Source organism: Xanthomonas sp. WHRI 10204, assembly GCF_040202875.1.
In the GTDB taxonomy this organism is placed as follows: Bacteria; Pseudomonadota; Gammaproteobacteria; order Xanthomonadales; family Xanthomonadaceae; genus Xanthomonas.
Genome location: NZ_JBEGDW010000002.1, coordinates 191,425 through 207,075, shown reverse-complemented (window position 1 = coordinate 207,075; position 15,651 = coordinate 191,425). Strand labels below are relative to the sequence as shown.

11 protein-coding genes are annotated in these 15,651 nt (G+C 58.3%); 6 read left to right on the top strand and 5 right to left on the bottom strand.

The window, feature by feature from the left end; translation table 11 throughout:
* Window positions 1-21: 21 nt before the first annotated feature.
* The 5 genes from ABQZ00_RS11610 to ABQZ00_RS11590 all read right to left on the bottom strand — a co-directional run bounded on the left by ABQZ00_RS11610 (window position 22) and on the right by ABQZ00_RS11590 (window position 6,988).
* Window positions 22-1,122 (bottom strand): hypothetical protein, encoded by a 1,101-nt coding sequence (locus ABQZ00_RS11610; RefSeq protein ID WP_323538263.1) that lies wholly within the window; start codon window positions 1,120-1,122, stop codon window positions 22-24.
* Between the two features lie 324 nt (window positions 1,123-1,446).
* Window positions 1,447-2,721, bottom strand: a complete 1,275-nt coding sequence (locus ABQZ00_RS11605) for a phophatidylserine decarboxylase associated domain-containing protein (protein ID WP_323538264.1) — start codon at window positions 2,719-2,721, stop codon at window positions 1,447-1,449.
* 57 nt (window positions 2,722-2,778) lie between these two features.
* The gene (locus tag ABQZ00_RS11600; protein ID WP_323538265.1) at window positions 2,779-3,648 is read right to left on the bottom strand and encodes an HvfC/BufC family peptide modification chaperone; all 870 of its coding nucleotides are present in this window, start codon (window positions 3,646-3,648) and stop codon (window positions 2,779-2,781) included.
* The gene (bufB, locus tag ABQZ00_RS11595) at window positions 3,641-4,609 is read right to left on the bottom strand and encodes an MNIO family bufferin maturase (protein ID WP_323538266.1); all 969 of its coding nucleotides are present in this window, start codon (window positions 4,607-4,609) and stop codon (window positions 3,641-3,643) included. The genes ABQZ00_RS11600 and bufB overlap by 8 nt, the downstream gene beginning before the upstream one ends.
* Before the next feature lie 15 nt (window positions 4,610-4,624).
* Window positions 4,625-6,988 carry a ferritin-like domain-containing protein gene (locus ABQZ00_RS11590; protein ID WP_323538267.1) on the bottom strand — a complete coding sequence of 788 codons (2,364 nt, stop codon included), beginning with the start codon at window positions 6,986-6,988 and terminating at the stop codon, window positions 4,625-4,627.
* A gap of 512 nt (window positions 6,989-7,500) precedes the next feature.
* Here ABQZ00_RS11590 and ABQZ00_RS11585 point away from each other — a divergent pair.
* From ABQZ00_RS11585 to ABQZ00_RS11560, 6 genes are all read left to right on the top strand, one after another.
* Entirely contained in the window at window positions 7,501-7,725 is a 225-nt protein-coding gene (locus ABQZ00_RS11585) for a hypothetical protein (RefSeq protein ID WP_115512005.1), read from the top strand.
* Window positions 7,726-8,134: 409 nt separating this feature from the next.
* Window positions 8,135-9,838, top strand: a complete 1,704-nt coding sequence (locus tag ABQZ00_RS11580) for a type IV secretory system conjugative DNA transfer family protein (protein ID WP_323538268.1) — start codon at window positions 8,135-8,137, stop codon at window positions 9,836-9,838.
* Window positions 9,839-9,882: 44 nt separating this feature from the next.
* Window positions 9,883-10,353 (top strand): hypothetical protein, encoded by a 471-nt coding sequence (locus ABQZ00_RS11575; RefSeq protein WP_323538269.1) that lies wholly within the window; start codon window positions 9,883-9,885, stop codon window positions 10,351-10,353.
* Window positions 10,354-10,367: 14 nt separating this feature from the next.
* Entirely contained in the window at window positions 10,368-10,826 is a 459-nt protein-coding gene (locus ABQZ00_RS11570) for a hypothetical protein (protein ID WP_323538270.1), read from the top strand.
* Between the two features lie 487 nt (window positions 10,827-11,313).
* Complete coding sequence (locus tag ABQZ00_RS11565) at window positions 11,314-11,691, top strand: hypothetical protein (RefSeq protein WP_323538271.1); 378 nt, start codon at window positions 11,314-11,316, stop codon at window positions 11,689-11,691.
* Window positions 11,688-15,485 carry a zeta toxin family protein gene (locus tag ABQZ00_RS11560; protein WP_323538272.1) on the top strand — a complete coding sequence of 1,266 codons (3,798 nt, stop codon included), beginning with the start codon at window positions 11,688-11,690 and terminating at the stop codon, window positions 15,483-15,485. Before ABQZ00_RS11565 ends, ABQZ00_RS11560 begins: the two co-directional genes overlap by 4 nt.
* The last annotated feature ends 166 nt before the right edge of the window (window positions 15,486-15,651 follow it).

Sequence of the window (15,651 nt, the reverse complement as noted above, 5' to 3'; positions counted from 1 at the left end):
AAGCGAAAATGCGGCTTGCGCTTAGAAATAGAACCCGATGTTGAGGTTCAGCCGGCTATGCCAGTGGGATGGACCGCCGTCGTTGATTCCGATGCCGTCGCCGCCTGCAAACCACATGTTCTTGCCGGCAATCCAGTCCACGTAGGTCAACATGATCCCCTTTTGTAGGCTGCATCCGGTGACGTTTTGCCATGACTCCCTCACGCCCTGACTGCGCCCGGCCGGGAGGGTCATGCTGAGGTTGTTGTAGCAGGTGATGTCATCAAGCCAATGCTTTTCGCCGAATGAGTAAGCCAGGTTGACACTGGGCACATCGGCTTCTGACGCAATCTCGAACGGGGCAAGGAACGCTGACATCGCAATTCGTTCGCCCGGCACGCTGTAACGGTAGCGAGCCCATTGCAGCTGAGTCGTCCAGCCATCCCGTTTCCACTGGGCATGCAGCGCCGCACCCTGGTGACCATAGTGACGGCGGGTGGTGGTGTTCTGAACCTGACCGCTGAATGCAGAGGCCCCGAGCAGCAGCTCACCGGCATTCAAGAAGCTCGTATGTTCGTATCGGAAATGAACACGCTCCCGTTCCTTGTAGGGCAAATCAGCGGTCTGTGCCACATCAAAGGAGTAGCGGTCGTAGCGAGATCCGCTTCCGTATTCATCCCCTGAGAACCAGCCGGCTATCCAGTGATGGTCGCCACTTTTATGGCTAAACGTCACACCCGGATCGTAATCGTCTTCAATGCCAAGGTAGTAGCCTGAGCCAAACCAAAAGCTCTGAGAGACGGTAGGCAAGAGTCCGAAAGGGACCTGCTGGATGCCTGCTTTAAGCTGCGTTGCGTCGTTGAAATTCCATCCAGCGTAGGCATGGTGGACGGCGTCGAAACCGTCATACCAACGATACTGGGCCGAGAGGAACAGGGGTCCAGCTCCGGCTTTGACATCTGCGCGGAGCAGTTCAAGTTGCAAGCGGCTTGTGGGGCCGTAGTCCAGCCAGCCATAGTTGAACCGGACGGCGCCACCCACATCGACAAACGGTTCAACCTGAGTGTTGGGTGCTTCTTGAGCATGGATTGTGTCTGTGGCCGTTGCCGCACCACAGAAAAGAATCAGGGGGAATACCTTCACGATAGCGTCTCGTGGCCTCCATATTGCGAATGAAAGCGTCCAAGTCTAGCGCGTTAGCATGGGCCACCCAAGCGAGGGGAACCTTCCGCAAGGTCTGCGGGGCGTGATTAAGCCGCAACTGGGACGCATTGAGGCGGTATAGACCCATGATGTCCGTGAAAGCGAGGGGAGGGCGTGGCGGGCGACTGTCGGAGGCAGTGAGACGTTGCCCGTGCGGCCAATTGAATAAGAATAATGTGCCTAATCGAGCGCGGTTTTACGACCGCGACGGAAAATTGAATACGGTTGCGTGAGGGGGTGTCGGCATGCATTGGGCTCTTAAACTCACCGTCCGCCAGGCGTGTTCAATTTTGCAAGCTGCGCGTTGACCTCAATGGTTTGACCACTTTGCAGGGTGCCGAAATCCAGCTGCACATTTTTCTCGAACACTAAGCACAGCGTTGAGCCGCCGTAGTTGAAATAGCCAAGCTCATCGCCTTTGCTGACGTGCTGGCCATTAGCCGCGGTCTGTGTCAGCGAAGAAATTTCCGTGATGCCGATCGGTATCACGAATACGGTGCCAAGGCGCGCATCGTCGGCAGCGATGGAGACGATGCCGCGGTTGTTGACCGCCGCTCCATAGACCTGCGATGTCACACCTGCATCGGGATCGAAGCTGTTGTCTTCGTTCTCGCTGAAAAGCAGTCCGTCGACATCCTCATAGGTGACTACTCCGTCCACGGGCGCGTGCCAGCGGTGATAGTCCGCGCCGCTCAGGAAGATTTGCACCACCGTGCCTCCCACAAAACGCTGCAATACGTCTTGGCCTGGATTGGCGAGCATGTCTTGCAGCGAGTAGTTCTGCTCCTTGATCCAGAACACCGCGCTTTGCTGCACATTGGTGGCGATGCGATAGACCGTGCCATCGTTGGGTGAAGTGATGATGTTGGCGTCGCCTTCTCCTGCAAGTGGGCGACAGCTGGCCTGAATTTCGCGATGAAAGAAGGCGTTGTAGGACTGGAAGCCACCGTGTTCGGCGTCCCAGTTGATGACAAAGTCGGCGAGTTTGAATTCGTGGATGGCGGCGGTGCCTAGCCAGCCTTTGTTGGCGTCCCGGTTCAGCACCCAGCAGCTGGCCGGGCTGTTGAGATAGTTGGACCATGCTTTCAAAATGGTCCTAAGCGCCTCATTGAACGCATCGAGGCGGAAGAGGGCCTTGCCCGCCGGCGTTGCCATCATGTCGACAAACAGCGCGGACATCGGGAACAGCACCCGAGCGTTCTTGTCGACGTTGTATTCGGGCGCCGTGGTGCAGATGACATCGAGCTGGGCCAGCATGTCCTGGATGGAGGCAATGTTTTTTGTAAAAGCGCTGGTTTGGTCGATGGCCTCGGTGACATACATGCGCACGATGCCGTTGGTATCGATCAGGTTGGCCAGATCCTGCACCGCCTGGTTGGCGTAGGCAGGCCCCCGCGCGTTGCTCAACGTTGCGGCCTTCTCCCGAATGGCGGCATGCCATGTGGCCAGCCCACTGCGATCCTGCGGAAGATATCCGGCCATCGCGCCAAAGCTGCGTCGGTAGTGCGCGTCCAACACTGGTGTGGTGATGTCAGTCACGGTGGTGATCCTGGTCGGTTGGTGGGCGTGCGTGCGTTTCTGTGGAGGTGCGGGTGGCTATGGAGACGCCAGCAAGGCCATGCTTGATGCCTGGGCGGTGGGTAGCCACAAGGCGAGGAGCGCCTGCAGCTCGCCTGCTGCTATTCCGGTGCGACGTGCTGCCGCCTGCGCGCATGAGAGAAGCGTGCGTGGTCGACGCGCGGCGTGGCGCAAGGCGAAGAATTGCCAGTCGGCCATCGGCTCAATCCCCACCCGGTAGCGGTGTCGCCGAACGACCAGGAACGTCCGGCCAGCAGTCGGGGGCTCACTCGGGCTTGCGCCCGACAGCCAGTCGCGAAAACTCTCCGAGGTGTGCGACACGATGGACAACCTGGTGGTTGCGGGAAGGTGCACGACGCAGGGCCACCCAAGCGCCAGTGCCGCTGCATCCATTCGTGGATCGATGACTGCCTCTTCCAGGCCCTGCGCGCGACTGGCCTCGGACAGTGCGCGCTCGACCCACGCCAGCTCGAGAGGGAAGCGCTGGCGGTGTTGTCCAAGGCGAGCCCGTTGCGAGATGCGGAGAAAGCGGGGAAAGCGTGCGCCCAGCGCATGCAAGGTGGGTGACCTTGACGGATGCTCACTCAGATACGCACGGGCAAAGAATCCAAAGAGGTCCGGGCCGAGCAGACGTGACAGCGCTGGATACTCGGCCTGCAGGCATTCGATCAGCCTGAGCCAATACCCGTTGGCATAAATCGCCAGGCGCGCGCGTGGGTCGACACCAGCGGGCGAGGCAACCAGCGTGTGGATATCCAGGCCCTGACCGGCATGCGCAGCCCTGAGGCCTTCTCTTAGCCCCGCTGGATGCGTGGTTGCCGTCAGCATCCAGCGCTGCACGTCGCCAAGTGGTGTCTCGACGGGAGCGCCTGTTGAGGAGCTAAACATCCAGAGGTTCCGCCTGCGGATGGTGGAGGGGCGCGGAAAGCGCATGCTCGGCCACGGCGAGAGGCAACGTGGCAGGCATGTTGCCCGCCATCACTTGGCGCGCCTTGTTCAATTCGTCCAGGAGGTCGGCGTAATCGGGGAGGTTGGCATCCCATTCCAGCAACGTCGACACGCCACCGGTCAATTGTTGCGCCAGTGCATACAACTCCCAGACGCGGCCAGGCACGGGTTGGTCATGCGTGTCGACCAGACAGTCGCCATATTGGGTCGGTCCTGCCAGATGGAGCTGCACCACTTGCCGGTGCGGCAAGGCACGCAAATACACTTCGGGGTCGAAACGGTGGTTGTGAGCACTCACATAGACGTTGTTGACGTCCAGCAAGATGCCGCAGCCGGTGCTTTCGGCCAGGCGCGCCAGGAATTCCCACTCCGGCATGGTCGATGTCTGAAACTGCAGGTAGCTCGACGGATTTTCCAGCATCAGCGCTCTGCCCAGCACGTCCTGCACACGCAGGACGCGATCGCGTACGTGAGCGAGCGACTCTGCATTGAAGGGCAGGGGGAGGAGGTCGTGCGAGTTGTGCGAACCGAGTCCGGTCCAGCACAGATGATCGGACACCCAGACGGCATTGATGTCTTCCGCCAACCGTTTGAGCTTGTGCAGGTAAGCGGTGTCGAGCGGTGTGTCCGAGCCGATCAACAAGCTGACGCCATGCATGACGATGGGGATCTCGGCCACCAGCTTGCTCAACATGGCGCGCTGGTAGCCGGCGTCATCGAGATAGTTCTCGGAAATGATTTCGAACCAATCCACCCGCGCTCCCCCGGCCAGGATGGCCGGGAGATGCTGCGGACGGAGCCCGACACCGAATCCAAGATTGGGCAGCCCCAGGCGTGGCAGCGGAGCACCTTCTTCCGCTGCGTCGTGGGGAGATCGTACTTGGGTAAGGCCTGAGTGCATCACCTTGGCAGCCCGTCAGGTGGACGGAGGCAGGGCGATACGCAGATCGGTTGGATTGGGTTTGGTGCCAAGCGGCAATTTGCGGTTCGCCATCACTTGTTCGAAAGCTTGCCATGCGATGTCATAGACAGAGTCGCCTACAGCGAAGGGCAGTTTCGCTATCGGCGTGGGCGTGTTGTCCGAACCGGTGAAATCGAACAGCTCCATCGTGCCGGCGGTGGGATACAACTGCGAGGCGGAGATGGGCACGGCGCATCCACCCAATCCTCCGCATTTGTTGTCTGCGGGCGCGCTGAAGAAGTCCGGCAGGCCGCAAGTGCCACCTACCGCCGAAGCACGCGGCGCAGATTGGCCACACCCGCCGCGTCCTCCGAGCGACTGCGAACAATTGCCACCTCCACTCACCCCATGAGCAAAGCCGCAGCCTCCTTGGGTGGCGCAGGTGTTGGAGCCTTTGCAGCTGTGATAGATGGCGGGTGCCGCACAGTTGCCGCCGGATGCATCCAGTGCCAGGCCCTGGCAGGCGTGTTGCAAAGCGCTCGTGGGTTCTGGCGCAACTCCTTGCCGCAAGGTCGGCGCGCTGCCGTAGACGGCCCAATACAACCCCATGCGGTCACCCGACCCAACCATGGAGGGGAACGGGAACTGCACGGATAGATCGCCCCAGGATTTGGTTAGCACGGTGGTGATGCCGGCCAGTGAGCCTTGTGCGACGTTGTCCAATCCGACCGGATCGACCAGCTTCAAGTTGTTGAGCGCAGTCGCTACTTCGGACGGCTTGGGAATGCTGGTCGGTGCCGTGGCAGGGTCGAAATCGGCACTGGTGAGCAACGCCTCTGTCCAGACGTTGCCGGAGACTGCGTGCCACTCACTCCACGTCTCCACCTGATCGACCAGACCAAGCAGCTCCTCGAAGCGCTCGTAATGATCCTGTCCGCCATTGCTCGATCGCGCGGCTGCATCTGCCGAGGGCGCGGGGTCGCCCGCGTCGGTGTAGGACGGATAGTTGTTGGCCAACGCCGCCTCGTCGGGCTGGAACTGCACGATCACGCTGTTGAGGGTCACAAGCGTGGCTCCCGTTTCCAGTGCGCGCTCGTGGATCATGCCCAGGAACGCGCTGGTGGTCTGCCAGTCGATCCCGCCTTCGCCTTGATCGCAGATGGCATACATCATGTAGATGGCCTGCGCTGCCGCAGCCAGGGGATGGGTTTCGGTGATCTGGGTGTTGAGCTGCGGGTATTCTTTTTGGATCTTGTCGGTGACGCCATTGAACAAATCGCGTTGACCTGTTGGGCCGGCAAACACCTTTTCCCACAAGGTCTGGTTGTCTTCGTATTTGAGCGTGATGTATTGGAAGATGCAAAAATACATCCAGCCAATGGTGCCGAATTTCGGCAGATCCACTTCCGTATCTGTCGCAGTCCAGCCGTTGAACGGCACGGTCGGGAAGTAGGCTGTTTCCAGCACCGATGGCTTGATCTTGGCACGTGCGGTGTCGTGGTTTTCCTCGATCACCGTGAACAGCGCCACTTGCGCGTCTGTCAGTCCTGCAAGGTCGACCGTCAGCCCGCTGCCCACCGTGCCTTCTTCCAGGTCTTGCAGATCGATGATGTGCGGAATGACGGTTTGCGTGGGGCCGTAGCAGATCCAGTTGTAGTTGGCGTCCTGCAGCAGCGGGCTGTTGAAGCTCGGGGTGACACCGACCGCGCCACACAGGTTGGCAGCCATTTGAAGATGCAGCATCTCGTCGATGAAGACCGAGAACAGCAGGTTGTAGGCGCGCTGCGGTGCGGTCTTCTCCGGTGGAGCGCCCAATGGCAGTGTCCCGGTGGCCATGCCCGGCCAGCGGCGGCCCTTGTAGTAGGAAATGCCATTGGCATTGATCGCATGCGTGCCTTGTATCGACTTCATCGTGCACATATAGAGCGGGACGGTGAACAGCTCTACATTGACGGCCGCTTGGACTAACGCCTGCAACGCGGCCTTATCGGCGGCGAGATTGGCGATCGGCTGATTGACGATCTGACGTGGTGCTCTGGGGATGCTGCCTAAGACGGCGTGCGTTTCGGTCGCGCTCATACAAACCTTCTCCATGGGTTTCCTAGCATTCGGCTGGGTGGCGAGATTGCATGCGTGTGAAGCGCATCCATCCGTCCCAGTGGCGACGAGAACCGCAGCCGTTCGCGCAGTCCTTGCGTCTAGGCACACCTGGAGATCAAGGGCGCTCTTTTGGTTTCCTGAGACCCTTTGAAGATGTAGGCGATAGCGTCGACGCATATGCCTGGCCCTGAGGCGAGTCAATTGCTCAGTGCGCCCGGGAATGGCAATGCGTGACCAAGCCGACTGGGATTCCGTGACCCAGCGCATCAGTGGCACCATTGGGCTTCGTTGAGCATGCCGACTGTGGCACTAAGCCTGCGGCCGGTTGTTTGCACGATGGGTCGCGCCGACTTAGGCCTAAGCGCTCATGAAGGGCTAGCTCAGCACAGGGAAATCAGGTTCCATGCGCTTGTCGAACACGGGTGCAGGACAGTTTCCCTCGGCTCGGATAACGGCTGTTTCATCACCTCCTGACAGCACGGGAGACGTGATGCTTACGGCGTTTGAGTCTGCTGAGGCCTAATCTGACTCTGCTGGACGCAAGACCGAAGGTTGCTCACTCTGCGGGAGGCGTGAGCAGCGTCTTACCGGCACACACCTTGGATACAACAGGTGCCTGCGTCTCGACGGCTGGCGGTCGCTGTGCCGAATGTTGCAGGTGAGTCCAGCCGCAGCCGCGACTCGACAGGCATCTAGCTCCTTGTGTTATTGGCCCGCCAACATGGAGCTTCTTCACCCGTCCGGTGAGGGACGTCTCATGCGATGCGACAGTGCTGTCGATACTCAATGCAATGGACAGAGCCGAGTTGCGCATCCACCTCAATCATCTGGACGATGCAGTGCCAGCACTGCGGGCTTCGAGTCCTGATCGAAGCCATTTCTTGCGCGCGTTCGCGGGTATGGCGCAGCTCATTGAAGCGAGAGCAATCACATCAAAGGACGCTGAGTTCGTTGCACGGCGCATCGACGAGATTTTGGCTTGGCACGGATTGAAAGAAGCCGAAGGCCAGACCTAAGTCGAGCAATGTGTTGTCACAGCCCAGCCATCCCGATGGCTGTGTGCTTTCCACGCGCAGCGACGCGAGCGTTAGGCAAGCACTTGTCCGAAAACGCAGCATTACGGGTCACAGAGCCCAGCAATCGCTTCGGACATACCTCTGTCCCGTCCACCCGAACGCTGTTTAGTCCGCAAGCTTTGTGGGGGTGGGTCAGCAATCCCGGTTGATTGGCGAGCGGAACCATGTTGCTGATAAAGTAACAGGCAAGGAGCGTCGGAGATCTCATTCTTAGCGTGCCTGCAGATCAGACAATTCCTACGCAGATGCCAATGCCCATCCGATCTGAGCAGGTGGCCTGATCCTGTAATCTTGCGAGCGGACGGTCGTCTCAAACAAGCCAGGGATCACAGATGGAAGGCAGCGCGTCATGACCGGCAAGATCAAGCTCAGCGCCGCCATCGCGCTCTTGCTCCTTGCCCTTATCGCAGGGGTCTACCTTTCCGGTCAGTTGATTTTGATGCTGTTGAAGGTGGCTGGGCCGCTTAACGTCGGCACCTACTGGTCATATTTCAAAGCGCTCGACCTCCCGCAGTTCGCGCCCTATGCCAGCAAGATCAAGCTGGCTGGCTTCCTCGGCTTCGGGGTGCCGCTCCTGGCCTGGATCGCACTGCTGATCCCGCTATTCAAACCGAAAGCCGCTGCCTTGCATGGCGACGCACGCTTAGCTTCCGGCAGTGATCTGGCCAAGAAGGACATGCTCAAACCGTCGCCAACCGGCATTGTGGTCGGCAAGCACGGTGGTAAGTTGGTGCGTCTGCCTGGTCAGCAGTTTGTGATCCTGGCCGCGCCGACGCGCTCGGGCAAGGGGGTGGGCATCGTCATTCCCAATTTGCTCGACTACCAAGGCTCGGTAGTGGTCCTGGATATCAAGCAGGAGAATTTCGACCTCACGTCCGGCTGGCGCAAGAGTCAGGGCCAAGAGGTTTTCTTGTTCAATCCCTTTGCCGAGGACGGGCGGACCCACCGTTGGAACCCGCTCAGCTACATTTCACCGGATCCCGCGTTTCGCGTCTCTGACCTGATGAGTGTGGCGGCGATGCTCTACCCGGATGGCTCCGACGCGCAGAAGTTCTGGGTGAGCCAAGCGCGCAACGCCTTCATGGCATTGACGCTCTATCTGTTCGATAGCCTGGACGATCAGATCAAGCGCAAGCATCCGAAAGAGACCTGGATGTTCCCAACCCTTGGCATGCTTTATCGCGTGTCGTCTGGCGATGGAAGCGACTTGAAGGGCTATCTTAAAAAGCTCTCTCAGCGCGACTTCCTGGGCCGCGACGCCAAGACGGCGTTCGATAACTTGCTCTCGCAAGCCGAAGAAACCTTCGCCTCGATCATGGGCACGTTCAAAGAGCCGCTCAACCAGTTCATCAACCCGATCCTGGATGCATCAACCAGCGACAACGATTTTTTGCTGACCGATGTGCGCAAGAAGAAGATGAGCATCTACATCGGAATTCAGCCGAACAAGCTGGCCGAAAGCCGCCTGTTGATCAATCTGCTGTTTAGCCAGCTCATCAACCTCAACACGAAAGAGCTGCCGCAGAACAACCCGGCGCTCAAACACCAGTGCTTGCTATTGATGGACGAGTTCACGTCCATCGGCCGGGTCGACATCATTGCAAGTGCAGTGAGCTACATGGCCGGCTACAACATCCGCCTGCTACCGATCATCCAGAGCATGGCGCAGCTCGACGCGACTTACGGCAAGGATGTCTCGCGCACCATCATCACCAACCATGCCTTGCAAATCGTCTACGCCCCACGGGAGCAGCAAGACGCCAACGACTACTCGGACATGCTCGGCTACACCACGGTGCGCAAGAAGAACAAATCGCACACCAGCGGCAAGCAAAGCAGTGTGTCCTACTCTGAGACCGAGCAACGCCGCGCATTGATGCTGCCGCAAGAGTTGAAGGCGATGGGCTTTGACAAGGAGGTTTTTCTCTATGAAGGCATCCCAAGCCCGGTACTTTGCGAGAAGATCAAGTATTACGAAGATGCCTACTTCACCAAACGACTACTACCCAAAGCCGAAGTGAAGAGGCTAGTTGCTGCCGTCTCGGGCTCATAAAATTAGCACCTGAAAAAATTTCGAAATATTGCTGGGAAATCGATATGCCATTTATAAATGAATTTATTCCTGAGCCGGATGTTGTGAAATACGACTTAGAGGCAATCGATAGAGACTTCGTAGTCGGTGGCACCAACGCAAGAGACTGGACAATTGATCGTGATCGCGACATGTATTTGCGCAATGTCGCAAACGGTGGCGGCACCGAAATTGAAGTCAGAAACCAGACGAAGTTTTCATTTTATTGGCATGGCGAGCTCCTGACGCTGAGACTGGATTTGGTCGACGGTGGAGGTGCGCGAGGTCAGCCCGGTTGGTCTCATTGGAGACTGATGTGGATCAATGGTGGGGATGGACTGCCTGAGCATCTCAAGGCTGACAAGGAACAATTCATGGCTGAACTCAAAGAGGCCTTTTCACATACAAGGATTTTGGCGTCCGTTCCAGAAATACGGACTATCACATCGTTCTTGAAGTCAATGATAACTTATTTTCTAAGATTAATTCTGTCATAAAGTAGGGTGTCACCATGGCATTCGTAAGCGAGTTTATTTCCCCAGATGATGTTGCTAGATACGACATTTTATCGATTGATCGTAAATTTCTGATTGGAGGAGCCAACTCCAGAGATTGGGTCATTGATCGTGAGCGTGAAATATATCTGCGAAACGTGGCGCATGGCGGGGGGAGTGAGCCCGAAATTCGTAATCAAGCGCACTGGAAATTTTATTGGCGTGGCGAATTGCTGACGCTGCGACTTGATATGCTTGAAAGTGGAGGAGAAAGAAAAGGGGCTGGCTGGTCTCGTTGGATGTTAATTTGGATCAATGGCGGGAAAGGCCTCCCGGCTCATCTCAAGTCAGAAGCATCACAAATCATTGAAGACTTAGGCGTGGCGCTGACGGCACATAAAGGATTTGGAGGGGTTCACTCAAATTATACCGATTACAATGCCAAGATCGAGATATCGGAAGGCTGTGTGATATGAAAAATGCATTGAGTGCGGAAGAAGCCATTGCTTTACTGAGGGAGCGACCGGATGCATATCGTTCAGGCGAAGATCTGCGCGCACTCGCAGCACAGGTAGATGCAAATGCTTCAGGTCGTGTGACTGTTCTTTATAGCGGCCCGGCAGCGAAGGGAATCTGGTCAACGGATGTCATCGCCGCGATGGTTGAGATGGGGGAAGACGTTAGAGTCATCAACTGCTGCCTTAAGCTTGGCATCATTCACCAGGCGCAGCGAAGATTGAACAACGCGTGTCGCTATATTCAATCACGATCATTCTCATGGATGGTGGGAGGATCCGTAGATGAGCGATGCTCCCGAATCCCGTCAGGCAATGGGCTTCCCGGCAGGTCAAGCATAAGCCCAGGCGTACGCCGTGGGCGCAACCTGTGCAGGATGCGCTTATGCTGGATACTGATGTACCTATTGCGTCTCAGTAATCCGCTTCTAATAGGGAAACCGCTGACATGGTAAAAATCAAAAATCCATCCATGAAAATTTCGCTGCTTCCTCCTCCGGTGCCGCAGAGGATGCGCGAAATACTAAAGGACTATCCGGATCTAATTGAGCGCGTTCAGGAAGTATTGGATGCTTATGTCGAGAAGCCATATAATTTAATGCCGTTTGAGGGCGCTATTTGGGCTCTTGAGGGTAGGTTGGAATCTTTTATATCCGAGGCCCGCGAGGAGCTCGAGAAAGCGCAAGCTAGTGGTGATCCTGGCGCGATAAGATACGCGGAAGAAAAAGAGCGCGCTACGCGTCATGCGAGTTCAAAAAATCGCGGCATGTCAGACTTAAATGAGATCTGGGACTACATGGAAGCCCATAAGGAGTCTCTGATATGAATGAAGAGGAATCTCGCCTCAGTGACGCCGAGCATCGCAAAGTATTTGAGCAGAAAATTCTCGATGATGCTGCGCTGGAGACAAAGTCATCTTTTGAAAAACCAAAGGCAATCATCCTCGCGGGTCAGCCTGGCTCTGGGAAGGGAGGCCTTGCAAGAATCGCAGATAATGAGCTAGGCAGGGATGCCGTTTCGATTGATGCCGATGAATTGCGTAAATCACATCCCCAGGTGGAAATCCTTCGCAACGCCCACCCTTATACCTGGTCCGACTATACCCACCCCGATGCCAGTCGCTGGGCCAAGGAACTGCTGCAGACCACTATCGAAGGCAAGAAGAACCTGATCTTCGACACCACGCTCAGCAAGGGCGACTCAAGCGCGAGCCTGATCAAAGATTTGCAGTCCAGAGGCTACGACGTCGAGGTGCGCGTCATGGCCGCGCACAAGCTGGAGAGCGAGCATGGTGTTGACGCCAGATTTTCTCGGCAACTGGATCAAGAAGGTTACGGCCGCTATGTGCCTGAAGGTACGCGTGAGGACATTTACACCAAGCTACCGGTCAGTCTGGACACCGTGCACGCGCAGACCAGCGCGCCAATCCGCATCTTTAACCGCCAGGGTGCAGAGCTCTACGACAGCCGCACCGATGCACGACCACCAGGACAGGTCCTGGAGCAGGCACGTAATGCGTGGTTCAAGGATCCTGCCTTTACACAGCAGCTACGCGAGCGCTGGCAGCAACAAGCTAATTGGCACCGTGATTTGCCGGAGCATGCGCGAGAAATCCCGAATTCCAACGCTGCGATTCAGGAGCAATTGCTCGCAGAGCACGCCGAGCTCAAGGTAAGCGATGGAGTCGCTAGTCGTCTGGAAGGCATCGCCACCATCGACGAACTGGTGCGTCCAGGTGCTCCGCCTGCGCGCGCACCCGTGCCGGAGCCTGAGATTCCGGGGCTGCGTCGTGCCGGCATGACGGCCGGCCTGGCGGGTGTGGGAGTTGCGGCAGGTGCCTTCGATGCGGTGCAGACCGGCGAGCGCGTGAGTACGCTGTTGGCACAAGACAACCTCACCGCTGCGCGCTCAGAAGCGTTGCACTTTGCTGCCCGAGGCGCTGGCGGCTGGGCCGGAGGCGCTGTTGCCGCTGCAGTGGTTGGCACAACCGGTGCGGGTCCCGTCGCGTTGGTGGTGGCCGATGGTTATCTGTTGGGTGCTGCTGCCGACAAGGCAGTGACGCTCTGGGACAACCGCCAGATCTATACGCAGACCGACAAGGAGGGTGTGAGCTGGGAGTTCAACGGCAACCAGTGGCTTCGCCAAGAAAAAGCCGATCTGCCCAACGATGGCGTCGATGCGCCGCAGAAGGAGGCCATGTTCGCACTGCCTGAAAAGGCGCGCGAGCTGAACTATCACTCTAGTGGCGAAGCGACCGAGCAGGCGCTGGGCAAGGTGCAACCCAGTAATCCTTATGTGCAGCCATCCAGTGAGGCAGATGCTGCGCATCTTTACGCACGGGATTGGCGGCACGATCCGTCAAGTGGCCAGTGGTCACGGATGATCGCCGACGAAGTTGATCGGAACGATCGGCCCATCTGGACAGTGGATCCAGCAAGTCCTGAGCGCAATGCTGCGTTGGATCAGCAGGCAGCTCAGGTGGTAGACGCCAACATCGCCCGTGGCCCAGCTGCAATTGCGGCAACCTATCAAGTTGCCCATCAGCGCAATGGCTGGGACGATTTCGGTCCCGTGCCAGCTGCGGTGCAAGCAGCCTTGAATCCGGATTCGCTGCAAGCATCGGACGGCAAGCAGTATCAGCGCGATACGCAGGGCCAGTGGCGGCATGACGGCATTGCTGCCGAAGGCAATGTTTCGTTGGAACTCAACGCGACGCGCGAACGCCTGCAGCCGGCATTGGAGCAGCACACGCAGGCAATGGCACAGATGCCGGCAAGGCAAACGCCAACGCCACAGCAGCAAGACCAGGCCAATACCGAAGCGACCTATGCCGCCTATGGCGTTGCGCCCAATGCCCAGACCGCAGGGGCGATCCAGCTCGCTGTGCAGAAGACGCGCGAGGCAAACGGGATTGATGCAGCGACCAGTTCTCTGGCATTGGAGCATGATGCGACCGGGCAATACTCGGTGGACAGCCCCATCCAGCATCTGAGCCGTGGCGCTGACGGTGTGGTGCGCGTTGCAGCAACCACCAGCGCCGCCGATATCCATCAGGCGCTTGGCCAGGTGCAGTCGCTTCGGCAGGAACAACCGCCTTCGGCCAGTGCACCAGAGCTGCGCATTGATGCGCAATCGCCCCAAGAACGCGATGCCTACGAGCAAGCGTTGCGCGAGGCCAATCGGCAAGGTGTGTCCACGCAAGAAGCGCAACAGGTCGCAAGCTTTGCGGCTACGACCGTTACCGCTCCCCGTGTGGATGAAACCCAAGCGCCTCAGGCAGCCATTGATGCGCAGCGGGATCGAGACGTTGCACGCGCTGCTGAGCAGCCTGCTGTTGCGGAGACGGCAACGCCGGCCGCGGCCGTGATGCCTGCCCCCGTCAATGCGCAAGCGCAGGAAGAGCTGCGCCCGGTCGCCAAGCCTGCTGAGCCGAAGCCCGAACCTGTCCCGCAACGCGAACCCCAAGAGACCCACACACCTGTTGTTGCTGCACCCTCTACGCCATTCCCGGTCCAGTCTAAGGCGGAGGCATTGGTTCCAACGATGGCGAGCGCGTCTGCGCCGAGCGTGGGATCAGCATCATTCGCTTCGACCTCTCCCGTTCAAGCGTCTACTCAGGCCAATGCACCGACGCAGCCGGCATCAAGTGACGTGGAAGGGCTTCGCCTCGGCGATCGGGGGCAAGAGGTCGAGTTCTTGCAGTATCGATTGCAGCAAGTTGATGCGCGCGGTCCAAACGGGCAGGCCGTGCCGCAAGACGGGCACTACGGTCCGGAGACCGAACACGCGGTAAGGCAGTTCCAGCAAGACCAAGGTTTGCCGGCAACGGGCATTGCCGGCCAAGACATGGATGCAGCGTTGTCCCAGGCACAACACACGCGCCGAGAAGCTTTGAAGCCCACAGAGCCAACATCGGTGAATGCGGCGGTGGAGCAGGGCGGTGAGCAGCAAGCCCGAGTAGCCACGTCACAGAACGATGCGCCATCGGCTGTTCGATTGCAGGCGGATCAGCAAGAGGCCATGCGGACCTCGTCGCCGGCAATCCCAAGGCAGAGCGAAGCGCCGGCACAGATCGTCTTGCCTGAGCGCACGTCGTCCTCCTATGCGTCATCGCCTAGCTTTGGTGGGACAACTGCGCGTTCAAGCGCAGGTGAACAAGAGGAGGGTCGCGTCGAGCAAGCGAGGCCCTCGCAAGATGTCGCTCAACAGGCAGTTCCTTTTAATCATCGGGATTACGCGTTGTTTTCCGCTATCCAGGCACAGCTCCCGAAGGGCACGTCTGATGAGAAAACGGTCGAAGTGCTGCATGCCGTCAAAGAGTCAGGGATTGAGCGCGCGGATGAACTGCGGAAAGTGACCATCCAAGGTGATGTCGCCTTTGTCTTTGGCAAAACGCCGGGGTTCCATTCGGAAGTCGCACTCAACACACCATCGCCTGGCATCAATGAGACCTTGCAGAAGACGGAGGCGTTGGATCAGCAACGGGCGCAGGAGATGGTGCAATTCCAGCGCGAGCGCGAAGAGATCGACAAGAACCCAACGGGCCCAGTGATGACGCTTGCTGCGCGCTCTCAGCAGCACGTGATGTCGGACGCGTCCGGTGGCGACGGAGGCGGTTGAAGTTCAAGGTTTAAAACGCTTTTTTCGCTAAGGGTGCAGTAGGTAGTTTGTTACGTGCTTGCAGAAAAGTTACGCCCCGCAAACCCAGCCTCATACAAAGAAGATCGCGAAGCCAGCCATTGCTCATTGCGGTCTGCCACCGCCTCGCAGTCGCCGGTTGCCGCAT